General features: G+C 71.1%; 22 protein-coding genes. 8 read left to right on the plus strand and 14 right to left on the minus strand.

The window, feature by feature from the left end; genetic code table 11:
- Positions 1–51 precede the first annotated feature (51 nt).
- From DC432_RS03450 to DC432_RS03475, 6 genes are all read right to left on the minus strand, one after another.
- Entirely contained in the window at positions 52–2250 is a 2199-nt protein-coding gene (locus DC432_RS03450; RefSeq protein ID WP_116536690.1) for an ATP-dependent Clp protease ATP-binding subunit, read from the minus strand.
- 115 nt (positions 2251–2365) lie between these two features.
- The gene (locus DC432_RS03455; RefSeq protein ID WP_116536691.1) at positions 2366–3772 is read right to left on the minus strand and encodes an FGGY-family carbohydrate kinase; all 1407 of its coding nucleotides are present in this window, start codon (positions 3770–3772) and stop codon (positions 2366–2368) included.
- The gene (locus DC432_RS03460) at positions 3772–5235 is read right to left on the minus strand and encodes an FAD-binding oxidoreductase (protein ID WP_116536692.1); all 1464 of its coding nucleotides are present in this window, start codon (positions 5233–5235) and stop codon (positions 3772–3774) included. Before DC432_RS03460 ends, DC432_RS03455 begins: the two co-directional genes overlap by 1 nt.
- A gap of 31 nt (positions 5236–5266) precedes the next feature.
- Complete coding sequence (locus tag DC432_RS03465) at positions 5267–6046, minus strand: SDR family oxidoreductase (RefSeq protein ID WP_116536693.1); 780 nt, start codon at positions 6044–6046, stop codon at positions 5267–5269.
- Positions 6047–6050: 4 nt separating this feature from the next.
- Complete coding sequence (locus DC432_RS03470; RefSeq protein WP_116536694.1) at positions 6051–7529, minus strand: NAD-dependent succinate-semialdehyde dehydrogenase; 1479 nt, start codon at positions 7527–7529, stop codon at positions 6051–6053.
- Positions 7526–8455: an NAD(P)-dependent oxidoreductase gene (locus DC432_RS03475; RefSeq protein WP_243393012.1), complete on the minus strand. Its 930-nt coding sequence runs from the start codon at positions 8453–8455 to the stop codon at positions 7526–7528. The genes DC432_RS03470 and DC432_RS03475 overlap by 4 nt, the downstream gene beginning before the upstream one ends.
- 154 nt (positions 8456–8609) lie before the next feature.
- Between DC432_RS03475 and DC432_RS03480 the strand changes: the two genes are divergently transcribed.
- The 6 genes from DC432_RS03480 to fae all read left to right on the plus strand — a co-directional run bounded on the left by DC432_RS03480 (position 8610) and on the right by fae (position 13568).
- Complete coding sequence (locus DC432_RS03480; protein ID WP_116536696.1) at positions 8610–9476, plus strand: IclR family transcriptional regulator; 867 nt, start codon at positions 8610–8612, stop codon at positions 9474–9476.
- A 103-nt stretch (positions 9477–9579) separates the two neighbouring features.
- Positions 9580–10245 (plus strand): ABC transporter permease, encoded by a 666-nt coding sequence (locus DC432_RS03485; protein WP_116536697.1) that lies wholly within the window; start codon positions 9580–9582, stop codon positions 10243–10245.
- The gene (locus DC432_RS03490; protein ID WP_116536698.1) at positions 10238–11272 is read left to right on the plus strand and encodes an ABC transporter ATP-binding protein; all 1035 of its coding nucleotides are present in this window, start codon (positions 10238–10240) and stop codon (positions 11270–11272) included. Before DC432_RS03485 ends, DC432_RS03490 begins: the two co-directional genes overlap by 8 nt.
- Positions 11269–12063, plus strand: coding sequence for an ABC transporter permease (locus tag DC432_RS03495; RefSeq protein WP_116536699.1), 795 nt, complete (start codon positions 11269–11271; stop codon positions 12061–12063). The genes DC432_RS03490 and DC432_RS03495 overlap by 4 nt, the downstream gene beginning before the upstream one ends.
- A 51-nt stretch (positions 12064–12114) precedes the next feature.
- Positions 12115–13059, plus strand: a complete 945-nt coding sequence (locus DC432_RS03500) for a glycine betaine ABC transporter substrate-binding protein (RefSeq protein ID WP_116536700.1) — start codon at positions 12115–12117, stop codon at positions 13057–13059.
- Complete coding sequence (fae, locus tag DC432_RS03505; protein WP_116536701.1) at positions 13059–13568, plus strand: formaldehyde-activating enzyme; 510 nt, start codon at positions 13059–13061, stop codon at positions 13566–13568. The genes DC432_RS03500 and fae overlap by 1 nt, the downstream gene beginning before the upstream one ends.
- A 105-nt stretch (positions 13569–13673) precedes the next feature.
- Here the strand turns inward: fae and DC432_RS03510 are convergent, their stop codons facing one another.
- Positions 13674–14666, minus strand: coding sequence for a GlxA family transcriptional regulator (locus DC432_RS03510; protein WP_116536702.1), 993 nt, complete (start codon positions 14664–14666; stop codon positions 13674–13676).
- An 87-nt stretch (positions 14667–14753) separates the two neighbouring features.
- Here DC432_RS03510 and DC432_RS03515 point away from each other — a divergent pair, with 87 nt between their 5' ends.
- Positions 14754–15077: a hypothetical protein gene (locus DC432_RS03515; RefSeq protein ID WP_116536703.1), complete on the plus strand. Its 324-nt coding sequence runs from the start codon at positions 14754–14756 to the stop codon at positions 15075–15077.
- Positions 15078–15791: 714 nt separating this feature from the next.
- On the opposite strand, the gene DC432_RS03520 is transcribed toward DC432_RS03515, so the two are convergent.
- The 4 genes from DC432_RS03520 to DC432_RS03535 all read right to left on the minus strand — a co-directional run bounded on the left by DC432_RS03520 (position 15792) and on the right by DC432_RS03535 (position 22487).
- On the minus strand, positions 15792–17204 hold the full coding sequence (locus tag DC432_RS03520; RefSeq protein WP_116536704.1) for a glycosyltransferase: 1413 nt from the start codon (positions 17202–17204) through the stop codon (positions 15792–15794).
- Positions 17205–17208: 4 nt separating this feature from the next.
- The gene (locus DC432_RS03525) at positions 17209–18465 is read right to left on the minus strand and encodes a glycosyltransferase (protein WP_116536705.1); all 1257 of its coding nucleotides are present in this window, start codon (positions 18463–18465) and stop codon (positions 17209–17211) included.
- 132 nt (positions 18466–18597) lie between these two features.
- The gene (locus tag DC432_RS03530) at positions 18598–20763 is read right to left on the minus strand and encodes an ABC transporter ATP-binding protein (protein WP_243393013.1); all 2166 of its coding nucleotides are present in this window, start codon (positions 20761–20763) and stop codon (positions 18598–18600) included.
- Entirely contained in the window at positions 20760–22487 is a 1728-nt protein-coding gene (locus DC432_RS03535) for an ABC transporter ATP-binding protein (protein WP_116536706.1), read from the minus strand. The genes DC432_RS03530 and DC432_RS03535 overlap by 4 nt, the downstream gene beginning before the upstream one ends.
- Before the next feature lie 162 nt (positions 22488–22649).
- On the opposite strand from DC432_RS03535, the gene DC432_RS03540 reads away from it, so the two are divergent.
- Positions 22650–23243 (plus strand): hypothetical protein, encoded by a 594-nt coding sequence (locus DC432_RS03540; RefSeq protein WP_116536707.1) that lies wholly within the window; start codon positions 22650–22652, stop codon positions 23241–23243.
- Between the two features lie 28 nt (positions 23244–23271).
- Here the strand turns inward: DC432_RS03540 and DC432_RS03545 are convergent, their stop codons facing one another.
- From DC432_RS03545 to DC432_RS03555, 3 genes are all read right to left on the minus strand, one after another.
- A complete protein-coding gene (locus DC432_RS03545) occupies positions 23272–23706 on the minus strand; it encodes a heat shock protein transcriptional repressor HspR (RefSeq protein WP_108317995.1) in 435 nt (144 codons plus the stop codon).
- Between the two features lie 91 nt (positions 23707–23797).
- Positions 23798–24781, minus strand: a complete 984-nt coding sequence (locus DC432_RS03550) for a DnaJ C-terminal domain-containing protein (RefSeq protein ID WP_116536708.1) — start codon at positions 24779–24781, stop codon at positions 23798–23800.
- An 11-nt stretch (positions 24782–24792) separates the two neighbouring features.
- Positions 24793–25395, minus strand: coding sequence for a nucleotide exchange factor GrpE (locus DC432_RS03555; protein WP_116536709.1), 603 nt, complete (start codon positions 25393–25395; stop codon positions 24793–24795).
- Positions 25396–25399: the final 4 nt, after the last annotated feature.

Consider the following 25399-nt stretch of genomic DNA (forward strand, 5'->3'; position numbering starts at 1 on the left):
CGGCGGGTCCGAGGGGAGGGATGCCACGCCCCGGCGCGGCATCCCCCGTCGTCACTCGACGATCTCGGCGTCGATCACGTCGTCGAGGTCGTCGTCGGGCGCGGCCGGGCCGTCGCTGGCGAGCACGAGCGACTCGCCGTCGCTGGCCACGTCGACCCGCACCACGTCGCCGTCGTGCACCGTGCCGGCCAGGATCGCCATCGCGAGGCGGTTCTGCACCTCGGTCTGGATGAGCCGACGCAGCGGGCGCGCTCCGTACACCGGGTCGTACCCGCGTTCGGCGAGCCACGAGCGGGCGTCGGGGGTCACCGCGAGGGTGAGTCGGCGCTCGCGCAGCCGCTTGTGGAGCGCGTCGACGGCGAGCTCGACGATCTGGGCGAGGTCGTCCTGACTGAGCGCCTGGAAGATGACGATGTCGTCGAGACGGTTCACGAACTCGGGCTTGAACGCCTGGCGCACCAGCGCCTGCACCTGGTCGCGCTTGGCATCCATCGACAGCGTCGGATCGATGAGGATCGGCGAGCCGAGGTTGGACGTCAGGATCAGGATGACGTTGGTGAAGTCGACCGTGCGCCCCTGACCGTCGGTCAGGCGACCGTCGTCCATGACCTGCAGCAGGATGTCGAACACCTCGGGATGGGCCTTCTCGACCTCGTCGAGCAGCACCACCGAGTACGGCCGACGGCGGACGGCCTCGGTCAGCTGGCCGCCCTGCTCGTACCCGATGTACCCCGGAGGGGCACCGACCAGTCGCGAGACGGAGTGCTTCTCGCCGTACTCCGACATGTCGATGCGCACCATGGCGTGCTCGTCGTCGAACAGGAAGTCGGCGAGCGACTTCGCCAGCTCGGTCTTGCCGACACCGGTGGGACCGAGGAACAGGAACGACCCGACCGGCCGGTGGGGGTCGCTGATGCCCGCACGCGAGCGGCGCACCGCGTCGGACACCGCCTTGACGGCATCCCTCTGTCCGATCAGGCGCTTGCCGAGCTCGCGCTCGAGGTGCAGGAGCTTCTCGGTCTCGCCCTGCAGCAGGCGCCCCACGGGGATGCCGGTCCACGCGGCGATGACGGCCGCGATGTCCTCGTCGGTGACCTGGTCGTTGACCATGCGGTCGCCCGCGGGCTCCTCGCGCTCCGCGGTCATCAGCTCGCGCTCGAGGGCCGGGATCTCGGCGTAGAGCAATCGGGATGCGCGCTCGAGGTTGCCCTCGCGCTGGGCCCGTTCGGCGTCGACGCGTGCGGCGTCCAGGCGGGTCTTCAGGTCGCCGACGCGGTTGAGCGAGGCACGCTCGCGCTCCCACCGGGCCTGCAGTTCGTCGAGCTTGGCCTGCTCGCCGGCCAGCGTCTCGCGCAGCGTCGCGAGCCGCTCCTTGGAGGCGGCATCCTTCTCTTTCTTCAGCGCGAGCTCCTCGAGCTTGAGCCGGTCGACGTGCCGGCGCAGCTCGTCGATCTCGAGGGGTGCGGAGTCGATCTCCATGCGCAGGCGCGATGCCGCCTCGTCGATGAGGTCGATGGCCTTGTCGGGCAGCTGACGCGCCGGGATGTACCGGTTGGAGAGGGATGCCGCCGCCACGAGCGCCGCGTCCGCGATGGCGACCTTGTGGTGCGCCTCGTAGCGCTCCTTGAGGCCGCGGAGGATCGCGACGGTGTCCTCGACGGTGGGCTCGCCGACGTACACCTGCTGGAAACGCCGCTCGAGGGCGGCATCCTTCTCGATGAACTCGCGGTACTCGTCGAGCGTGGTCGCGCCGATGAGCCGCAGCTCGCCGCGGGCGAGCATCGGCTTGAGCATGTTGGACGCGGCGACCGAGCCCTCGCCGCCGCCCGCGCCCATGAGCACGTGCAGTTCGTCGATGAACGTGATGATGCGCCCGTCGGACTCGGTGATCTCTTTGAGGACGCTCTTGAGCCGCTCCTCGAACTGGCCGCGGTACATGGCGCCGGCGACCAGCGCCGAGATGTCGAGCGCGACGAGCTCTTTGTTCTTGAGGCTCTCGGCGACGTCGCCCGCGACGATGCGCTGGGCGAGCCCCTCGACGACGGCGGTCTTTCCGACGCCGGGCTCGCCGATGAGGACGGGGTTGTTCTTGGTGCGGCGGGTGAGCACTTGAGACACGCGTCGGATCTCGCCGTCGCGGCCGATGACGGGGTCGAGCTTGCCCTGGCGGGCGCGGTCGGTGAGGTTGATGCCGAACTGCTCGAGGGCGCTGCGCGCGTCCTCCTGCCCCGGCTGTTGCGTGGCGTTCATGGGGCCTCCCGGACGTCTGTTCGCTAACTTGAGTTGCGTTGACTCAAGTTTAGCGCGGCACCCGGGGGTCGGCAATGGGCGGCGGGGCGCCGGGCGCCCGCCGCCGAGCGCGCGCTCACCCGCGGGCGGCCACCATCCAGTCCGACAGCTCCGCAACGCGGGAACGGATGCCGCGGTGCCAGGGTCGCAGGGCGCGATAGGTCTCGGCGGCGGGGCCGGGCAGCACGGGCGCGCCGGTGCCGGACAGGGCGGCCACGGCGGCATCCCAGTCCGGGAAGACGCCCGCGCCGACGGCCGCGCAGATCGCGGCGCCGATCCCCGCGGCGTCATCGACGAGGGCCCGTCGCACGGGGCGTCCGAGCACGTCGGCGACGATCTGCACGAGCAGTGCGGACTGCGCCCCGCCCCCGGTCACGATCACGCCCCGCGCGGTGACGCCGCGCTCGCGCTCCATGTCGTCGATGTGGTCGGCCATCGTGAACGCGATCGCCTCGAGAACGGCGCGGTACAGGTGCCCGCGGCCCTGGGCGCCCGAGAAGCCGACGAAGGCCCCTCGACGGTTCGGCTCGTCGCCGGGAGCGAGCCAGTCCAGCACCGCCGCGACCCCGTCGCACCCGGGCGCGACGCCCTCGGCCTCGATGCCGAGACTGCGGTCGAACGCGTAGATGTCGTCGTCGGGGGCGACCGGGTGCAGCAGGTCGCGCAACCAGCTCACGGTCCACATGCCCCGACGGATGCCGGTCGACTCGGCGAGATACTGCCCGGGCCGCGAGCCGAAATTGACCCAGTGCGCATCTCCCCCACCGGGGGCATCGGCCACGGTCATCGCCGCGATGTACGTGCCGAACGACAGCAGCACGTCCTCGGACGAGGCCAGGCCCGCCCCGAGCGCCTCGACGGCCTTGTCGTTCGACGTCGCGAACACCGGCACGCCGGCGGGCAGGCCGGTCGCCGACGACGCCTCCGCGCTCACGCGGCCGAGCTCGGCGCCCGGGTCCACGAGCTCGCTCAACAGCGAGGGATCCATGCCGGTGGCAGCCGTGGCATCCGGGTCCGAGGACCACCGCCACGAGCCCTGGTCGATCGGCCACACGCCCTGATAGTTGCCGGCGGCGTCGCGGAACGCACCGGTGAGACGGTGCGCGATGTACCCCGACGAGGTCGTCACGTGCGCCACGTCGGGCGCGGCGACGTGCGGGCGCGCGACCCGCTCGTCCATCCAGCTCAGCAGCGGTTCGGCGAGCGTGCCGTCGGCGCGCAGCAGGGCGCGGCAGAAGCGGATCGTGCAGAGACCGATGCCGACGATCTCGGCGGGGTCACCGTCGAAGCGCTCCATCGCCCGGCGGCACGCGCGCACGATCGAGTCCCACACGTCGTCGTCGGGGTGGACGCTGCGCCCGGGGGCGGGCGTCGCGTAGGGTCGCAGCCCCACGCGCGCCTGCGCCCGGACACGACCCGTCTCGTCGACGACGAGCACCTTCGTCGACTGCGAGCCGTTGTCGATCGCGACGACGACCGGCATCAGCGCCCCAGGGCGAAGATCGTGCCGGGGTTCATGATGCCGTTCGGGTCGAGCGCGGCCTTCATGCGCTCCAGCAGCACCACGGCGCTGCCGTGCTCCTCGTCGGTCCAGGCGGTGCGGTACTTTCCGATGCCGTGGTGGTGCACCATCGACCCGCCCAGGCGCAGCGCCTCTTCGACGACGATGGCGTTGAGCGGCTCGTGGTACTCGGTGATCTCATCCCGGGGATCGCACCGGATGTCGTAGTCGTACACGAAGTACAGGTTCGTGCCGGTCTGGTAGCTGTGCGAGGAGTGCGCGCCGAGCATGGTCAAGTCGGCGGCGCGGGGGAACTCGCGCCGCACGCGGTCCATCACCGACTCGTACAGCTCGACCACGCGCGACCAGTCCACCGAGACCTCGGTGGTGTAGCCGAGGTGGGCCTTCTCGAGCATCTCGCGCTTCTCGCGGTCGATCTTGTCCTGGCCCCAGTTGAGGTTGTCGAACCACCGCTCGATGAGGGCGTCGTCGACGCGCTCGAGGGGCTTGCCCTCGGCGGCTTCCGCGATGGCCTCGGCGGTCGCCTCGGCGAGACGGCGGGGCCCCTCGGCGACCAGCACGACGACGCTCTTGCCGTCGTGGAAGTGCGCGAAGTGCTGGCGCGCGTCCTCGGGCGAGTACACGCGCGCGACCGAGGGGCGGTAGCCCTGGGTCACCAGCTCGCGCAGCAGCTCGATGCCCGCACCGAAGTCCTCGGTGACGAAGCCGAAGAAGCGGTTGTTCTCGGGCGTGTAGGGCCAGATCTTGACGGTCACCTCGGTCACGAACGCCATCGCGCCCTCGTTGCCGATGATCAGGTGGCGGATGTCGGGACCGGCGGCGCGACGCGGCACGTTCTTGATGCGGGTCACGGTGCCGTCGGCGAGCACGGCCTCGAGCCCGACGACCATGTCCTCGATCCCGCCGTAGAGGGTCGAGAACTGCCCGATCGAGCGCGTGGCGACCAGACCGCCGTACTGCGCGAGCGGCTTGGACTGCGGGGAGTGACCGGTCGTGTACCCCTGCGCGCGGAGCTCGTCCTCGACGCGCTGCAGCCCGGCGCCGCACTGGACGGTGACCATCATGTCGACGGTGTCGACGTTCAGGATGCCGTCCATCCGCGATCCGTCGAGCACGATCGTGTCGGCGATCACCGTCTCGAGGCCGCCCTCGGTCGCGGTGCGGCCGGTGCGCGGCACCACGGCGATGCGGTTGTCGTCGGCGAAGCGCAGCACCCGCGAGACCTCGTCGGTCGAACGCGGGTACACGATCGCGGCGGGGAACGGTCCGTCGAAGATGCCGTGCACGGCGGAGTACTTCTTGAAGCGGTCGACGCTGGCGTCGCGCAGCTCGGCCTCGCGGGTGTCGACGGCCTCGGCCCCGAGCAGGTCGGTCAGCCGGGCGGCGATGTCGGAACGGGTCAACGGGGAACGGGAATCGGCCATGTCGGTCTTCCTGGATCGGTGGGGAATCGGGTCAGCGCAGCAGGTAGCCGCCGTCGACGACGAGCGTGTGCCCGGTGACGTAGTCGCTGGCGCGGCTGGCGAGGAACACGACCGCGCCCATGAGGTCGGCGGGGTCGCCCCACCGTCCCGCGGGGACGTGGTCGACGATGCGGGCGTTGGCCACGGCATCCGATCGGGTCTTCTCGGTGAGCGCCGTCGCGAAATACCCGGGCGCGACCGCGTTGACCTGGATGCCGAATCCGCCCAGTTCGTCGGCGTACGCCTTGGTGAACCCGACGATGCCCGCCTTGGATGCCGCATACGCGGGCGACTGACGCCCGCCGAGGAACGAGAACAGCGAGGCGATGTTGATGATCTTGCCGCGGCGGTTCGGAATCATGACCTTGGCCGCGGCGCGGGCGAAGTCGAAGGCCGCGGTGAGGTTGACCGCGATCATCGGGTCCCATTTGGCGCGGTCGAACGCGACGACGTCCTCGCTGAGCAGGTTGATGCCCGCCGAGTTGACGAGCACGTCGACCCCGCCGAAGCGCTCGACGCACGCCCGGACGACCCGCTCGGGCTCGCCGGCGGCCGTGATGTCGGACTGCACGAACGCGTACTCCCGCCCGCGCGCCTCGATCAGCCGCGCCGTCTCGCCGTCGTCGTCGGCGAGCGAGGGGACGAACACGTTCGCCCCGGCCGCGGCGAGCGCGACCGAGAACGCACGGCCGAGTCCGCCGTTGCCGCCCGTGACGATCGCGGTGCGACCGGCGAGAGAGAAGAAGTCGGTGGAGAAGTCGGTGATGTCCATGCGGTCAGGCGCTCCGGGAGGCGAAGGGGTCGGCGATGCCGACGTAGACGGTCTCGAGGTATTCGTGGATGCCCTCGGCTCCGCCCTCGCGGCCCAGGCCCGATTGCTTGACACCGCCGAAAGGCGCGGCGGGGTTCGACACGACGCCGGCGTTCAGACCCAGCATCCCCGTTTCGAGGCGCTCGGCCAGGCGCAGGCCCCGGTCCAGGTCGCGCGTGTAGGCGAAGCAGACCAGGCCGAACTCGGTGTCGTTGGCGAGGCGGACGGCCTCGTCCTCGTCGCGGAAGGTGAGGATCGGGGCGACGGGGCCGAAGATCTCCTCGCGCAGGATGTCGGCGTCGGCCGGCACGTCGACCAGGACGGTCGGCTGGTAGAAGTATCCCGGTCCGGGGATCGCGCTGCCGCCGACGGCGACGCGGGCACCCTGGGCGACCGCCCCCTCGACGAGCGAGGCGACCTTGTCCCGCGTGGCGGCGTCGACCAGGGGTCCCACCGTCGACGACGGGTCGGTGCCGCGCGCGGGCACGAAGGCGCCGATACGTGCCGCGAAGCGCTCGGTGAACTCCTCGGCCACCGACTCGTGCACGAGGAAGCGGTTCGCGGCGACGCACGCCTCGCCGCCGTTGCGCATCTTCGCCAGCACGGCGCCGTCGACGGCGGCATCCAGGTCCGCGTCCTCGAAGACGAGGAAGGGCGCGTTGCCGCCGAGCTCCATCGAGACGCGCAGGACCTGCGCGGCCGAGTCGGCGATCAGGCGCTGCCCGACGCCGGTGGAGCCGGTGAACGACAGCTTGCGCAGGCGCGGATCCTGCACGAGCGGGGCGGTGACGGCGCCGGCGTGGGTGGTGGGGATGACGTTGAGCACGCCGTCCGGCAGCCCCGCCTCGCGCAGCACCTCGGTCAGCAGCAGGGCGGTGAGGGGCGTGAGCGCGGCGGGCTTGAGCACCATGGTGCACCCGGCCGCGATCGCGGGGGCGATCTTGCGCGTGGCCATCGCGAGGGGGAAGTTCCACGGCGTGATGAACAGGCACGGGCCCACCGGGCGCTGCACCACCAGCAGGCGGTTGCGGCCATCGGGGGCGACGGCGTACCGACCCGAGATGCGCGGCGCCTCTTCGCTGAACCAGCGGAGGAACTCGGCGCCGTAGGCGACCTCGCCCCGCGCCTCGGCGAGGGGCTTGCCCATCTCGAGCGTCATGGCGAGTGCGAAGTCCTCGGCGCGCGCGGTGACGATCTCGAAAGCCCGACGCAGGATCTCGGCGCGCTCGCGCGGAGCGGTGCGCCCCCACGACTCCTGCGCGCGATGGGCGGCGGCCAGGGCCGCGTCTCCGTCGGCGACGCTCGCGTCGGCGACCGTGGCGAGCGTGTCGCCCGTAGAGGGGTCGATCACGTCGAAGCGGTCCCCGGTGGATGCCGGGCGCCAGGCGCCGTCGATGAAGAGGTCGGTGGGCAGCGCGTCGACGAAGGCGCGTTCGTCGGTCATCGCGAGACCTCCGCGGCGGCCCGGGCGCGGCGCAGCGGCTCGCCGAGCAGGTCCTCGTACAGGCGGAAGGGCGTCATCTCGCCGGCGCGCTCGCCGTACATGGCCTTGGCCCGGCGGAACTGCTGGTCGACGAGGCCCGACAGCTCGTACGGCATCCCGACCGAACGGGCCAGGTCGGACGACAGACCGAGGTCCTTGCAGGCGAGGGCGAGGGCGAAGCCCTCGTCGTAGTCGCCGTGGTCGAGGATCGACAGCACGTCGTACTCGACGAAGTTGCTGTTGGCGGGGCTGGCGACCAGGGCGCGGCGCAGCACCTCGAGGTCGACGCCGGCCTTGACGCCCACCGAGAGCACCTCAGCCGTGGCGATGAGGTGCGAGAACCACAGCTGGTTGATCATGAGCTTGACCGCGTAGCCGGCACCGTGCCCGCCGACGTGCAGGATCCGCTCGGGCTCGCCCATGGCCTCGAACACCTCGCGGAGACGCTCGACGTCGTCGGCCTCGCCGCCGATGAAGATCTGCAGCGTGCCGTTGGCGGCGCCCACCGACATCCCGCTGACCGGGGCGTCGAGCACGCGCAGGTCGGGACGGTCGGCGCGGGCACGCTCGGCGACCTCGGGAACCGAGGTCGACATGTCGACCCAGGTACCGCCCGACGGGAGGGCGTCGAGCAGGCCGTCCGGCCCGCGCAGCACCTGGTCGACGTGCCGGGGGGTGGGCAGCATCGTGATGACCAGGTCGGCGCGGGATGCCACCTCTGCGGCGGTGTCGACCCAGACGGCGCCGCGCGCGACGGCGTCGGCCGCCGCCTCGGGGCGGACGTCGGTGACGACCAGGGGGAAGCCGGATGCCTGGAGGTTGCGGGTCATTCCGCTGCCCATGCTGCCCAGGCCGATGAATCCGACGGTGAGTGTGCGCTTCGTCACGGGACCAGTCCTTGAGATCGTGGATCGGGGGCGGTGCGCTCCTGCGGCTCTCGTCTTCGAGCCCGCCAGTGGCGACCGCACGGCCACGATAGAGCCAGGATGCCGTGTGAGCATCCCTTGATGTGAATATGGCAACTGGGTAGGGTTCCGGTCCATGACAGATCCCACGGCAACCCCGCGTCGCAACTCCTCGGGCCTGGCCCGCGATGTCGAGATCCTCGAGATCCTCGGATCCGCAGAGGCGGTCGCGGCCGGCGGCCTGGGTGTGTCGAGGGTCGCGCAGATCACCGGCCGCGACAAGGCCGTCGTCTCGCGCACCCTCGCGACCCTGGGCGACGCCGGCCTCGTGGACCGCGACGACAACACGCTGGCGTATCGACTGGGGGCGCGCCTGTACGCCCTGGCCGCCCTGACGGTCGAGAGCACGCTCACCCGCGAGTCCCAGCCGATCCTGCGCCGGGTCGCCCAGCGCGCCCGCGAGACGACGCACCTGTGCGTGCTGCGCGGCGGCAACGTGCTCACCATCGCGAGCGAGCTGAGCCCGCACGAGTTCCGCACCACCGGGTGGGAGGGCATCACCACCGCCGCGTGGCGGACCCCCTCGGGTCGCGTGCTGCTCAGCGACTGGGACGACGACTCCCTCACCCGCTGGTACGCCGAGCACGGTCAGGACCAGGCGATCGTGGGACCGGTGCCCCCGCACGCGGCGGGATTCTCGGTGCTGCCGAGCCCGCCCGCCGACCGGCAGGTGGTCTCCGACCTCGACAGCCTGCGCGCCGAGCTCGCCCGCATCCGGGCGAACGGGTACGCGCTGCTCGACGAGGAGCTCGAACTCGGCGTCGTCGGCGCGAGCGCCCCGGTGCGGGATTTCACGGGTCGCATCGTCGCCGCGCTGAACGTCAGCGCTCCCAAGACCCGCATCGGCGATCGCCTGGACGCCCTCGCCCGCTTCGTGGCATCCAGTGCCAAGGATCTTTCGCGGGCCGTGGGCTTCGAGGCGATCACCTCCGGATCGCGGTAATTGCCATATGAACAACAACGGTTGAGGATAAGAACCCCCCAGCCGTACAGTCAGCCGCAGCCGTGAACCGCGGCCCATCTCGATGAGGAGAGGAGTGCGACGCATGTCCGACTTCGACCTCGGCGGACTCCTCACCTTCTGGGGCCGCCGCAGCGACGACATCGCCGAACTCGTGCTCCAGCACGTCGCCGTCGTCGTGCTGAGCATCGCCATCGCCGCCGTGATCGGCATCGCGATCGGCATCGCCGTATGGAACCGTCCGGTCTCGCGATCGGTCACGATTGCCGCCGCCGGCGTCGCCCTGACCATCCCGTCGCTCGCCCTGCTGGCCCTGCTGACGCCCGTCCTCGGCCTCGGCTGGACGCCCACGGTGTTCTCGCTCGTGTTCTATTCGCTGCTGCCGATCGTGCGCAACACCGTGGTGGGACTGCGCGAAGTCCCCCCCGCGATCATGGAATCCGCCAAGGGCATGGGCATGTCGCCCGCGCGCATCCTGCTGTCGGTGCAGCTGCCGATCGCCTGGCCGATCATCCTCACCGGCGTCCGCGTCGCCGCGCAGCTCACCGTGGGCATCGCCGCGATCGCCGCCTACGTGGCGGGTCCCGGGCTCGGCCAGTTCATCTTCATGGGCCTGTCGTCGCTCGGTTCGCGCAACGCCCTCAACTTCGCGCTCACCGGAACGCTCGGCGTCATCGTCCTGGCCCTGCTCCTGGATGCCGCCTTCGTCTTCATCACCCGCGTCACCACCTCAAGGGGGCTCCGTGTCTGACACCACCACCACTTCCCGACCGGCCGCCGCGGGCGACTCCTCGGGGGTCGGCATCCGCCTCGAGAACGTGACCAAGGTCTACCCCGGTCAGCCCACCCCGGCGGTCGACGCCTTCTCCATGACCGTCGAGCCGGGCGAGCTCATCATGTTCGTCGGCCCCTCGGGGTGCGGCAAGACCACCACGATGAAGATGATCAACCGCATCATCGAGCCCACCTCGGGCACGATCTCGATCGACGGGCGCGACGTGCTCTCGCTCGATCCCAACGAGCTGCGCCGTCACATCGGCTACGTCATCCAGCAGATCGGCCTCTTCCCGCACATGACGATCGGCGAGAACATCGCCGTCGTCCCCAAGCTCCTCGGCTGGTCCAAGAAGCGCACCGCCGACCGCGTCGAGGAGCTGCTCGAGACCGTGCAGTTGAGCGGAGACTTCGCCCAGCGCTACCCGCGGCAGCTCTCGGGCGGCCAGCAGCAGCGCGTCGGTGTCGCACGCGCCCTCGCGGCCGATCCGCCCGTCATGCTCATGGACGAGCCCTTCGGCGCGACCGACCCCATCACCCGGGAGCGCCTGCAGGCGGAGTTTCTACGGCTGCAGGAGTCGATCGGCAAGACCATCATCTTCGTCACCCACGACTTCGACGAGGCCATCCGCCTCGGAGACCGCATCGCGGTGCTGTCCGAGCGCAGCCGCATCGAGCAGTTCGACACGCCCGCCGCGATCCTCGCGGCCCCGGCCAACGACTACGTCCGTTCGTTCATCGGCCACGGCGCGGCCCTCAAGCGTCTCGCCCTGATCCCCGTCGGCGAGGCCCCCCTCGGCCCGATGACGGATGCCGGAGCCGTCGCCGTCTCGGTCGCCGACAACCTGCGCGACGCCCTCGACCTGCTCGTGGTCAACGGTTCGCCGACGATCGCCGTCGTCGATCGCGACGGACGGGCGCTCGGTTCGCTCTCCATGGAGCGCATCTCGGCCGCCCTCGGCGTCGAGGTCGCCGACATCTCCCGCCCGGGCGGCGCGCGATGACCACCGTCACCACCGAGACGCAGAGCATCGGCGCCGCGCGACTGGCGGCCACACGGCGCCGGCGCGGCGGACGCCGCCTGTGGAAGCGCTTCGTCACCCCCGCGGTGGTCGTCGCACTCCTCCTCGCCCTGTACCTCTGGGTCTCGTCGCTGCCGCTCGACTCGATCGAGCAGCGCACCCTCAACGCCGACTACCTGTTGCTGCGCATCGGCGAGCACCTCAGCCTCACGGTGGCGGCGTCGGCGCTCGTGGCCGTGCTGGCGATCCCCGTCGGCATCCTGCTGGCGAAGACCCCCTCGCGGACCGTCAAGGCGATCGTGCTGGCTCTGGCCAACATCGGGCAGGCCACCCCCGCCGTGGGTGTGGTGATCCTGCTCGCCATCGTGTGGCAGACCGGGTACACCACCGCGCTCGTGGCCCTCGTGATCTACGCGTTCCTGCCCGTGCTGCGCAACACCATGATCGGCATCGAGCAGGTCGACGGCGCGATCCGCGAGTCTGCGCGCGGCATGGGCATGACGCCCGTGCAGGTGCTCGCCCGCATCGAACTGCCGCTCGCCGTGCCCGTGATCCTCGCGGGGCTGCGCACCGCACTCGTTTTCTGCGTCGGCGTCGCGACCATCGCCACCTTCATCAACGCCGGCGGCCTCGGCGACATGATCGTCAACGGCCTCAAGCTCCAGCGCTATCCCGTGCTCGTCACCGGCGCCGTCCTGGTCGCCTGCATCGCGCTGCTCATCGACTGGATCGCCGGCGTCGCCGAAGACCTGCTCACCCCCAAGGGCATCTGAGCCCGCACCGTTCCTGCATCACCACCGCACCCACCACACCAAGGAGACACAATGAAGCGTCGTCCGCTTCTCTCGCTGACCGCCGTCGCGGCCCTCGGCGTTTTCGCCCTCACCGCCTGTTCGGGCGGCTCCTCCGGCTCCGGCTCCGCCGCGGGCGGGAGCGACGAACTCGCCGGACTCACGGGTCAGATCGGCTCGAAGGACTTCTCCGAGCAGTACATCCTGGCCCACATCACCACGCAGCTGCTCAACGCCCGCGGCGCCGATGTCGAGGCCAACACCAAGCTCGTCGGCTCGGCCAACGTGCGTCAGGCCCTCGAGAATGACGAGTTCCTCGGGTACTGGGAGTACACCGGAACGTCGTGGATCACGTACAACGGCAACACGGCCCCGGTCGCCGGCGCCGAGGCGCAGTTCGACGCCACCAAAGAAGCGGATGCCGCCAAGGGCATCGCCTGGCTCGACCCGGCCCCGCTGAACAACACCTACGCCTTCGCGATCCGCGCCGACAAGGCCGAGGAACTCGGGGTCAAGACGCTGTCCGACGTCGCCAAGCTCCCCGCCGACGAGCAGACCTTCTGCATCGAGAGCGAGTTCTCCACGCGCGACGACGGCTGGCCCGGCCTCAAGACCGCCTACGGCCTGAACGTGCCCGACTCCAATGTCGCCCTGCTCGACACCGGCGTCATCTACACCGCGACCCAGAAGGGCGATGACTGCAACTTCGGCGAGGTCTTCCAGACCGACGGTCGCATCCCCGCGCTCGATCTCGTCGTGCTCGAGGACGACAAGGAGTTCTTCCCCGTCTACCAGGGCGCCTTCACCATGAAGCAGTCGACCCTCGACGAGTACCCCGCGATCGCCGACGTGATCGCCGAGATCTCGCCGCTGCTGACCACCGAGGAGATGCAGAAGCTCAACGCCCTCGTCGACGTCGACGGCGAGGACCCCGAGGACGTCGCCACCGACTGGCTCACGGAGCAGGGTCTCATCTGATGGCCGTCGACGTGCAGATCGGTGAGAGCTTCGTCGGAGAGGGGGCGCACGCCGCCCACATCAACACGGTGCTCGGGCACCGCGACGGTCCCGCCGGCACCGCGTGGGCCACTGCCCTCGCGACGCCGAGCGCGGGACATGTACCGTTCGTCGCGGTGCTGCGTCCGTCTCTGCCCGTCAAGCCGCTGACCCTCTTCGTCACCAAGTCGGCGCCCGAGAGCGATGCCCACGGGCTGCTGATCTGGGGTCCGGCGCAGGCGGGGGTGGCATCCGGGATCGCCGATGCCGTCGCCGACGGCGAGATCCCCGCCGACTGGGCCGACACGCACGCGGTCATCGCCGCGGTGTGGGTCAACCCGGCCGCAACCGACGCAGAGCAGATCTACCGCAACAACCGTCAGGCCGCACGCGAGGCGATCCGCAACGGCGCCCGCTCGCTGCCCGCCACCGAGGATGTGCTCGCCGCGCGCACCGCGCCGTCGAACCCGTTCTTCACCCCCGCGTCCTGACGCCCCCGCGAACGGCCCCGCCCCCTTTCGGGCGGGGCCGTTCCGCGTGCACCGCTGCCGCGCGGGGTCGGGGACGGCACCGCACCCGGCGACGCCCCGCGCCCGTCAGGCCGGGACCGCCTCGGAGGCGGGAGCGGATGCCGCTTCCCCGGCGCACGAGAATCGGGAGCGGTACGCGGTCGGCGTCAGGCCCATCGTGCGGGCGAAGTTCTGCCGCAGCACCGCCGCCGACCCGAACCCGCACTCGGCGGCGATCCGGTCGAGGCCGAGGTCGGTCTCTTCGAGCAGGCGCTGGGCGTGCAGCAGGCGCTGCCGCGCGAGCCAGGCCGCGGGAGTCGCGCCCAGGTCCGCCTTGAAGCGCCGGGCGAACGTGCGCGGTGACATGTGCGCGCGCGCCGCGAGCCGATCGACCGAGAGTTCGGCATCCAGGTTCTGCAGCATCCATTCCGTCACCGGCGCCAGCGACAGCGAGGTGTCGACCGGCAGCGGCGAGGCGATGAACTGCGCCTGCCCCCCGTCGCGCTGGGGGGCCACGACCATGCGACGCGCGATGCGGTTCGCCAGCTCGGAGCCCAGTTCCTGTCGCAGCAGGTGCAGGCAGGCGTCGAGTCCCGCGGCGGTCCCGGCGCTCGTGATGATGTTGCCGGACTGCACGTAGAGCACGTCGGGGTCGACCTCGATGCGCGGGTGCATCCGCGCCATCTCGTCGGCGTAGCGCCAGTGCGTGGTCGCCCGCTTGCCGTCGAGCACGCCCGCCGCCGCGACGACGAACGCCCCGCTGCACACGCTCAGCAACCAGGCACCGCGCGCGTGCGCGGCGCGGACCACCTCGAGCACGCGCTCGTCGACCCGCCCCCACTGCGCCCGGGGGATCGGCGCGAGCACCAGGATGTCGACGTCGGCGGCCGCTTCGAGACCGTCCTCGACGTTGATCGAGAAGCCGATGTTCGACGGCACGGCACCGGGCTCGGGCGCCACGATGCGGAAGTCGAAGTTCGGGATGCCGTCGTCACTGCGATCCAGGCCGAAGGCCTCGCACGCGAGACCGAACTCGAACGGGGCGAACCCCGGCTGGACGACGACGGCGACCGAGCGCATGCCTACCTCCGGTGTGGCAGAAAGAGAACGAACGGTGTCCATCATGCCACTCGTCGGCATGAATCGCACGCGCATAGCTTTTCTGCCATGGCTTACCTCATCGCCCTCGGCATCCTGTGTCTCGCCGCCGTCGTCGCCACCGCCTGGCTCATCCGCACCGACGGCTACGGCCGCATTCCGTCCGACCCGACCCGCACGCCCCCGCGCGAGCGCGCGGAGCCCGCGCCGACCCGCACGCTGCTACGCGAGCGCGCGGAGCCTGCGGCCGCGGCGTCGCCCGGCGCCCTCCCCTCGCCGCGCGCGGCGAGACCCGAGGCCCATCCCACGCCGCGCACCCTCCCCACGCCGCGCGCGGCGACGCCTCCGGCCACGACGCCGATCTCCTGCCCGACCGGCAGCCGTCTGGCGTGACCGCAGGGTCCCGCGCGACCGGCACCCGGCGTGCACAACGGCGGGCGAATGCCACGACACACCGCCCCACGCACACCACCACCCGGCGCGTCGCCGCAACAACCCGCCGCTGTGTCCAGCGCCCCCGGAAAGGCCGGCCCGTCACCGGAACGGCCGGTCCGTCACCGGGACAGCACCCCTCACCGGAACGACCGACCGTCGGCGTGCACAACGGCGGGCGGATGCCACGACACACCGCCCCACGCACGCCACCACCCGGCGCGTCGCCGCAACAACCCGCCGCTGTGTCCGGCGCCGCCGGAAAGGCCGGCCCGTCACCGGAACGGCCGGCCCATCACCGGGACAGCACCCCTCACCGGGACGACCGACCGCCGGCGTGCACAACGGCGGGCGGATGCCACGACACACCGCCCCACGCACACCACCACCCGGCGCGTCGCCGCAACAACCCGCCGCTGTGTCCGGCGCCGCCGGGAAGGCCGGCCCGTCACCGGAACGGCCGGTCCGTCACCGGGACAGCACCCCTCGCCGGGACGACCGACCGCCGGCGTGCACAACGGCGGGCGGATGCCACGACACACCGCCCCACGCACACCACCACCCGGCGCGTCGCCGCAACAACCCGCCGCTGTGTCCGGCGCCAGAGGGGACGCCCGACCCGTCACCGAACGGCGACCCGTCCGGGGGGCGACCCGTCGCGGGAACGGAGACCGGTCAGCGGCCTGCGGCCACGGCTCGCTCGTACACCGCGATCATCGCCGCCGTGCGGGAGGACTGGCGGAACCGCTCGGCGATCGTCGGGTCGGGGGCGACCGGGGTGCCGGCGGAGATGTCGGATGCCGCGCGGCGCAGCGCCTCTGCGAGGGCGGGGATCGTGGCATCCGTGACCGTCCACGTGCCCGCGCCCAGCTCGGCGGCGATGTCCGGATCGCTGACCACCGCGGGCGTGCCGAGCGAGGCCGCCTCGAAGACCGTCATGCCCTGCGTCTCGAAGCCGATCGAGGTCTGCACGACCGCGTCGGCGTCGGCCAGGCGGCGGAGGGTCTCGGCATAGGCGAGCCGCCCCGCGAAAGTCACCGTCGCCGTCGGCGTCGACCGCTCGACGAGTCGGCGCGCGGCGCGCAGCTGGGCCCCTCCGCCGACGATCTCGACCTCGGCGTCGATGCCCGAGGCGACCACCGCCTCGAGGAAGGGCAGCAGGCGCTTCTCGGGGCTCATGCGTCCGAGCCAGATGAAGCGCGGCCGGCCCGGCCGGCGCGTCGACGTTTCGGCGCTCAGGGCCGCGTCGAGCACATCGTCGTCGATCCCGTTCCAGATCACGTCGACCTTCTCGGCGACGCCGTGCGCCTCGAGGCGGCGGGCGAAGTGGCCCGACGGTGCGGTCACCGCGCGCGAGAGGCGGGCCAGCTGACGAAGGAACGCCCAGCCGTCCCCCGCGCGGTCGGACGCCGTCGCGCGGTCCGACACCGTCGCGCGGTCGGACGCCGTCGCCGAACTCGGACTTTCGCGCCGATCTCGGATGGATGAGCGCGAAAAGTCCGAGTTTCGCGCGTTTCTCCGAGATCCGGCGCCGCCGCGCACGCCGCGCGGGAGCGCCGAGGCTGAGCCGTCGCGCGGGAGCACGCCGGCCGAGCCGCCGGGCACGCCGCGCGGGAGCACCGGGGCCGAGCCAACACGCGGCAGCGCCCGCCGCGCCCACGCGTTCAGCACGCGCAGGACGAGCCCGGGGAACGGCGCCGTCGCCTCGATACCCACGTCGACGCGGTTGTGCATGGTGTGCACGACCGGCAGACCGTGACGGGCGGCGTAACGATGGCCGATGAAGGCGCCCCAGAAATCCGCCTGCACGTGCACGACGTCGACGGGCAGACGGGCCCCCATCTCGGCATCCAGGAACCGGTCCGTGCGCGCGCCGGGCCAGGTCAGGGCGTACTCGCGGTCGGGGGTGAGGGCGATCGAGGGCAGGTCGAGGTATGCCGGGTCATGCGTCGCGGGGCGGTGCAGGCGCGGGGCCACGACCGTGACGACGTGTCCGGCGCGCTCGAGGAACCGCTTCTGCAGCCGCATCGACACCTGCGCGCCGCCGAGCGACTCGAGGTGCTGGTCGGCGAACATCACCACGTGCACGCGACTACTCCGGCAGCGGACGACCGCGGTACAGCGCCTCGAAGGTGTCGAGCGTGCGGGTGATGTCGTGCGCCGCGACCGCGTCGAGCGAGGCCTGCTGCATGCGTCGACGGTCGTCGGCCGACGCGGTGAGGACGTCGGTCAGCCGCGCGGCGAGCTCGTCCGCGTCGCCCGGCTCGAACAGGTAGCCGTTCTCGCCGTCGTGGACGAGGTGGGGCAGCGCCACGGCGTTCGCGGCCACGATCGGAAGACCGGATGCCATCGCCTCCATCGTGGCGATGGACTGCAGCTCGGCGATCGAGGCGATCGCGAAGACGCTCGCGCGCGAGTACAGATCGCGCAGGTCGTCGTCCGACGCGTGCCCGTGGAAGGTGACACGACCCGCGACCCCGAGCTGCTGCGCGAGGGTCTCGAGCTTCGCGCGCTGGTCGCCGCCGCCGACGATGTCGAACGTGACGTCGAGGGCCGGGTCGAGCTGGGACAGGGCGCGCAGGACGACGTCGATGTGCTTCTCGGTCGTCAGGCGCCCGACGAAGAGGATGCGGTTGGCATCGCGCGGGGTGAGATCGGGGCGGTAGTTCGACCGATCGATCCCGCACGAGATCGGGATGACGCCGTCGATGTCGATCGTCGATTCGAGGAAGTCCGCTGCCTTGCGCGTCGGTGTCGTGACGGCGCGCGTGAGCTTGAACGTGCGCTCGGCGTCGGCCCACGCGAGTTTGACGAAGATGCGATCGAGCCAGTCGGGGAGCGTCGTGAAGTCGAGGATGTTCTCGGCCATCACGTGGTTGGTCGCGACCACCGGGATGCCGCGCTTGCGCGCCTCGCGTGCGAGACCGCGGCCGATGATGATGTGCGACTGGATGTGGACGACATCGGGCTTGATCTCGTCGAGCAGGATGCGGGCGTAGTGCTTCGCCCGCCACGGCAGGACGTAGGTGATCCAGTCGTGCGGGAGGAAGCGGAAGGCCGGCAGCCGGTGCAGCATCATCGGTTGCCCCTCGATCGTCTCGATCGCGGTGCCGGCGTTGCCGTGTCCGACGCTGGGGGCGGCGACGTGCACGTCGTGGCCGCGCGCGACAAGACCCGCGGCGAGACGCTCGGCGAAGCGGGCGGCCCCGTTGACGTGCGGGAGGAAGGTGTCGGCGCCGATGAGAATCCGGAGCGGGCGGTCAGCGGCGGTGGGCGTCTCGCGAGAAGCCGGGGCGGCGTCCGCCGAAGCGGGGGCGGACGAGTCGGCGGGCGTCGCAGGAGTGGTCACGTGTGGTGAGGCCTATCTGTGCGGCGGGCGGTTCGCGCGGTGCGGGTCATGCGCCCGTCCACTGTACCCGAGCGCATTTCCACGCCCCGGGGGCCGCTCACAGGGTGAAACCGTACGGAACCACCCGCCCCCTCAGGACCGCCCGTCGCCGACCGGCGCTCCCTGCGCGGGACGTGGCGGGCCGTCGATGCCCGCCGCCGCCGGCACCTCGGATGCCGCCGCCGCGAACGCCGAGACCACCTCGGCGTCGTCCGAGGCCGGCGCGTGCCGCGACCCTCCCTCGAGCGGCGTCTCTGCCTCGGCCGGGTCGAGGTCGGACGCCGCCTGCTCGAACTGGGAACGGTACAGCCGGTAGTACGCCCCCTCGGCGGCGATGAGTTCGTCGTGCGATCCCTTCTCGACGATGTCGCCGTGCTCCATCACGAGGATCAGATCGGCGTCGCGGATGGTCGAGAGCCGGTGCGCGATCACGAACGACGTCCGCCCCTCGCGCAGCGCCGCCATCGCCTGCTGCAGCAGGAGTTCTGTGCGGGTGTCGACGGACGAGGTGGCCTCGTCGAGGATCAGCACCGACGGCTGAGCAACGAAGGCCCGGGCGATGGTGATGAGCTGTTTCTCTCCCGCCGAGACGTTCGCGGCGTCCTCGTCGAGCACGGTGTCGTAACCCTCGGGCAGCGAGTGCACGAACTGGTCGACGCGGGTGGCGACGGCCGCGGCGACGATCTCATCGTCGGTGGCGCTGTCGCGGCCGTAGCGGATGTTCTCGCGGATCGTCCCGGCGAACAGCCACGGGTCCTGCAGCACCATTCCGGTGCGCGAGCGCACGTCGTCGCGGCGCAGGTCCGCGATGTCCTGCCCGTCGAGAAGGATCCGGCCGCCGTCGAGCTCGTAGAACCGCATGATCAGGTTGACCAACGTCGTCTTGCCCGCTCCCGTCGGACCGACGATGGCGACGGTCTGTCCGGGCTCGACGCGGAACGACAGGTCGGTGATGAGCGGGCGTTCGGGGGTGTACGCGAAGCGCACGTTCTCGAACTCGATGACGCCCCGACCGTCGACGTGGGCGGGAGCGTCGGCGGCATCCGTCTCTTGCTCGTCGGCGTCGAGCAGCGCGAACACCCGCTCGGCCGAGGCGGAACCCGACTGCACGACAGCGGCCATGCCGCCCAGCTGCGACAGCGGCTGGGTGAACTGCTGCGAGTACTGGATGAACGCTTGGACGTCTCCGAGGCGGATCTGCCCGCCCGCCACCATGAGCCCGCCGAGCACCGCGATACCGACGTAGGTGAGGTTTCCGACGAACATCATGCCCGGCATGATCATGCCGGAGAGGAACTGGGCCTTGAAGCTGGCCTGGAACAGCTCCTCGTTCTCGATCTCGAACTTCTCGCGCGCATCCTTCTCGCGGCCGTACACCTTGACCAGGGCGTGACCCGAGAACGACTCCTCGACGCGCGCGTTGAGGCGGCCGACCTTCTTCCACTGCTCGCCGAAGGCCTTCTGCGACTGCGGGCCGATGACGCCGAAGATCACGGCCATGAGCGGCAGCGAGACGAGCGCGACGAGGGCGAGCTGCCACGAGATGGTGAACATCATGATCAGCACGCCCACCACGGTGAGCACCGAGGTCAGGGCGCTCGAGAGCGACTGCTGCATCGTCTGCGTGATGTTGTCGATGTCGTTGGTGACGCGCGAGATGAGCTCGCCGCGCTGCACCCGGTCGAAGTACGACAGCGGCAGGCGGTTGATCTTGGCCTCGACGTCTTCGCGCAGGCGCCACATGGTGCGGACCATGATGACGTTGATGACGTACCCCTGGATCCACGACAGCAGCGACGAGCCGACGTAGATCGCCAGCACGGTCACCACCACCCCCCGGAGCGCGTCGAAGTCGACGCCCGCGCCGACGGCGAAGGTGTTCATGGCCCCGACGATGTTGGCGACGTCGTTCTGGCCCGCCGCGCGCAGCGCCTCGACGACCTGCGCCTGCGAGGTGCCCGCGGGGAACTGCTCGGCGAGACCCTTCGAGACGACGCCCTCGAAGATGATGTTGGTCGCCTCGCCCAGCACCTTGGGCGCGAGCACGGCGAGGACGACGCCGAGCGCGCCCGCGAGCGACACCAGGCCGAAGGCCCAGGCGTAGGGCCGTAGCAGCCCGATCAGCCGGCGGAAGCTCGCGCCGAAGTTCGCGGCCTTGCCCGGGGCGACGCTGTCCCAGCTGCCCGAGTTGACCCGGGCCTGCTCGGCGAGTTCGAGCTCGGCGCGATCCTCTTCGGTGAGCGTGTCGGTGGTGCTCATGCCTCGACTCCCAGCTGCGACTCGACGATCTCGCGATAGGTGCTGCTGGTCGCCAGCAGCTCGTCGTGCGTGCCGACGCCGGCCATGCGGCCGTCTTCGAGCACGACGATTCGATCGGCGCCGGTGATGGTCGACACGCGCTGGGCGACGACGATCTTGGTGACGTCCGGCAACTCCTTCCACAGGGCCTGACGTAGACGCGCGTCGGTGCTGAGATCGAGGGCCGAGAACGAATCGTCGAAGACGAGCACCGCGGGGCGATGAACGATCGCGCGTGCGATCGCCAGGCGCTGGCGCTGGCCGCCCGAGACGTTGGTGCCGCCCTGCGCGATCCGCGCCTCGAGTCGACCGTCCATCGCTTCGACGAAGTCGCGACCCTGGGCGATCTCGAGGGCGCGCCAGAGCTCGTCGTCGGTGGCTTCTTCGCGACCGAACCGCAGGTTGGACGCCACGGTGCCGCTGAAGAGGAACGGCCGCTGGGGCACGAGCCCGATGCCCTTCCACAGCACGTCGAGATCGGCCTCGCGCACGTCGACGCCGCCGACGCGCACCGCGCCGGCCGTGACGTCGAAGAGCCGCGGGATGAGTGAGACGAGCGTCGTCTTGCCGGCCCCGGTGGAGCCGACGATCGCGACGGTCTCACCGGGCCGGGCCGTGAAACCGATCCCCGAGACGACGGGCGACTCGGCACCCGGGTACGCGAACGACACGTCGTCGAACTCGACCGTGCCCGGCGCCGGAAGCTGTGCCACCGGGTTCTGCGGGCGGGTGAGGGTGGAGTGGCTGTCGAGCACTTCTCCGATGCGCTCGGCCGACACGGCGGCGCGCGGGATCATCACCGTCATGAAGCTCGCCATGAGCACGCCGCCGAGGATCTGCGCGACGTACTGGATGAAGGCGAACAGCGTTCCGATCTCGACCCCACCGGCATCCACCTGGATCCCCCCGAACCAGATCACGCCGACGACCGTGACGTTGAGCACGAGCATCGCCAGCGGGAACAGCAGCACGAAGAGGGAGCCGACCTTGCGGCCGACCACGAGGATGTCGGTGTTCGCCTCGCGGAACCGCTCTTCTTCGATGCGCTCGCGCACGAAGGCGCGCACGACGCGCACCCCGGTGAGCTGCTCGCGCATCACGCGGTTCACAGCGTCGAGCTTGGTCTGGTAGCTGCGGAACAGCGGGACCATGCGGGCGATGATCAGACCGGCGATGACCACGAGCAACGGTACGGCGACGGCGATCAGCCAGCTCAGCCCGACGTCCTGCTGGAGCGCCATGATGACGCCGCCGATGGCGAGCAGGGGCGCACTGACGAGCATGGTCGCGCCCATCATGGCGAGCATCTGCACCTGCTGGACGTCGTTGGTGTTGCGCGTGATGAGCGAGCCCGCGCCGAACTGCGACAGCTCGCGTTCGGAGAATCCGCTCACGCGCTCGAACACGTCGCGGCGGACGTCGCGCCCCGCCGACATCGCCGCACGCGCGGCGAAGTACGTCGCGATGACGGATGCCACGATCTGCCCCAGCGAGATGACGAGCATGAGGCCGCCCCGCGACCAGATGTACCCGGTGTCGCCGCGCGCGACACCGAGGTTGATGATGTCGGCGTTGAGACGCGGGAGGTACAGCGTCGCGACCGCGGACGCGGTCTGGAACAGGAGGATGGCGACCAGCAACCAGCGGTAGCGCGAGAGGTAGCGGATGAGGAGTCTGCCGAGCACGAGGCCCTCCGAGGAGTTCGACCGCGGCCGGGATGACCGCAGGATTCAGCCTGGCACTAACCTCCGACACCGGCGACCCCCCGGCGCGTGGGAGCGTTCTCTCATCGCGAACGCGGGGCCCCGGCATCCCGCTCCCCCGGACCGGCTCGTAGGCTGTGGGGCATGTCCCGATTGCAGGCCGACGCCCCCGCCGACCTCTGGGTGCCTGTCACGGGCTCCCTCGGATTCCGCGGGCGCCGCCATCGCAAGGCCGCCATCGGCATGCTGCTGAGCCAAGCCACGAAGGCCACCGGAGTCGCCCCGCGACCCGGCGGCGGGGCCTTCGCGTGGATCCTCAGCCAGGCGGCTCCGCTGCTCATCCTCCGGGCCGGCGGGCGCGTGCTGGTGTGGGTGTGGAAGAGCGACCCCGAACTGCTGGTCGTCATGGCGCAACTGCAAGAGGCGACGCCGCAGATGCGCGCCGCTCGCGCGATGATGCCGATGGAGTACGACGACACGGAGTCGTTCCGCAACCCGCATCTCGGCGTCGGCGAGAAGCTCGCGATGCCCCTCCCCACCGATCCGAAGACGCCGCCGTTCGCGACCTACACGTGGGACACCGGGTCGCACTTCGTCACCGTCACCGCCGTGTGCGCCGACCGCGAGCGCTTCGGCACCGTGATCGGTGCGGTGGACGACATCGCCCGCACGCTGCGCGTCGTCGACGACCTGCAGGTGGGCGAGGCGCCGACGGTGCTGCGCATCGACCCGGCCTGAGCACGGCGCAGGTGCCGCGCGCGGGCGGTCAGTCGTGCGGGCCCAGCGGACGCCAGAGCACGATGTCGGTCGCGCGGCGCACGCGCGCACCGTGGCGCAGCGTCACGACCGAGCCGGTCGCCCCGGCCGCGAAGACACGCGCCCCGGGGCGCGACTGCCGCTCGGCCGAGAGCTGGCGCTCGAGGTCGTTCACCCGCCGGGCGAGCTCGTGCACGCGCTCCTCGAGGGCGAGCAGCCGCGCGATCGCCGGAAGGCTCATCCCCTCGCCCGACAGACGCGCCACCTCGCGCAGCTGCTGCACGTGACGGCTGGAGTACCGGCGCGACCCGCCCTGCGTCCGGGCGGGGACGACGAGTCCCAACCGGTCGTACTGCCGCAGGGTCTGCGGGTGCATGTTCGACAGTTCCGCGGCGGCGGCGATGGCGAAGATCGGGGCGTCTTCGTCGATCTCTCTCTCGGACACGTCTTCACCTCTCTCGTCGCGCCGGTCGCGTCACCGGGTTCCCGGCATCCTTTCTCACCGGATGCCGGGAACCCCGGCGACGCGCGTGGGTTTACCGCGCCTTCGACATCAGGTCGGCGCGAGGGTTCTCTTTCGGTTCCAGCGCCTGGAAGCGCTCGAGGGCCTCGCGCGCGGCGTCGTCGAGGTGGGCGGGAACGGCGACCTGCACCTCGGCGAGCAGATCGCCGTGGCCCTTGGTCGTCTCGATGCCGCGTCCCTTGACGCGCAGCACGCGGCCCGACGGCGTGCCCGGGGCGACGCGCAGCCTTACCGCATCGCCGCCGAGGGTGGGGACCTCGATCGTCGCCCCGAGCGCCGCCTCGGTGAAGGTCACGGGGACCGTCACACGCAGGTTGAGGCCGTCGCGACTGAACACCGGGTGAGGACGCACCGCGACCGTCACGACGATGTCGCCGCTCTCGCCGCCGTCGGGGGACTTCCGTCCCCGGCCCCGCAGGCGGATCTTCTGCCCGTCCGAGACGCCGGCGGGGATCTTCACCTTGAAGGGCACGTTGTCCTCGCCCTGGAGGGTGATGGTCTCGCCCTTGGCCGCGGTGACGAAGTCGATCGTCGTCCGCGCCGTGACGTCGGCGCCCTTCTGCGGACCGCCGAAGCCCCGGAATCCCCCCGTCGTCTGCCCGAAGCGACCGGAGCCGAAGCCCCCGCCGCCCTGCTGGTCGAACATCGAGAAGAAGTCGTCGAACCCGCCCGACGGGGCCTGCCGACCCTGACCGAAGCGGCTGAACACGTCGTCGAAGCCGCCCCCGCCCCCGGCCCCGGGAGCCGAGAAGCGCGCCCCCGAGCCCATGGCCCGGATCTGGTCGTACTCCTCGCGCTGCTCGGGGTCGTTGAGAACCGAGTACGCCTCGCTGATCTCTTTGAACTTCGCCTCGGCCTTCGCGTCACCCGGGTTCGAGTCGGGGTGGTACTGGCGCGCGAGCTTGCGGTACGTCTTCTTCAGATCGGCAGCGCTGACGCTCTTGTCGACACCGAGGACCTTGTAGAAGTCCTTGTCGAACCAGTCCTGACTCGCCATGGGTCCTCCTCTTAGGCCGGGACGGCGACGACGACCTTGGCCGGTCGCAGCTCGACCGAGCCCAGGCGGTAACCGACCTCGACGACCTCGAGGATCGTCGTCTCGGTCGCACCGGGCGTCGGGGCCTGGAAGATCGCCTCGTGCTGCTGCGGGTCGAAGACGTCGCCGACGGCGCCGTACGACACCACGCCGAGTCGCTCGGCCACGGCGCGGACCTTGTCGCCGATCGCGGCGAGGGGGGTGCCCTCGACGAGGTCGCCGTGCTTGGCCGCGCGGTCGAGGTCGTCCATGACGGGCAGCAGGCCCTTGACGGCCTCGCCCTTGGCGCGCTCGATCTCGCGCTCGCGCTGCTCCTCGGTGCGCCGACGGTAGTTGGCGTACTCGGCCTGCAGGCGCTTGAGGTCGATCAGCAGCGAGGCCTCCTTGTCGGAGGACGCCCCCTCTGCGGCCGCCTCGGGCGTCTGCTCGGCGCCCAGGATGTCGTCGATGGTCAGTCCCTCGGCATCCGGGGTCTGGTCTCCCGACGGCGCGGGGCCGGAGGTGTTCTCCTCCGGCCCCGTCTCGTCAGGACCGGCGCCCGAGCCCGTGGGCTGTTCGTCGTCCTTGTGTGCCATGTTC

The sequence above is a fragment of the Microbacterium testaceum genome (assembly GCF_003075375.1).
GTDB lineage: Bacteria > Actinomycetota > Actinomycetes > Actinomycetales > Microbacteriaceae > Microbacterium > Microbacterium testaceum_E.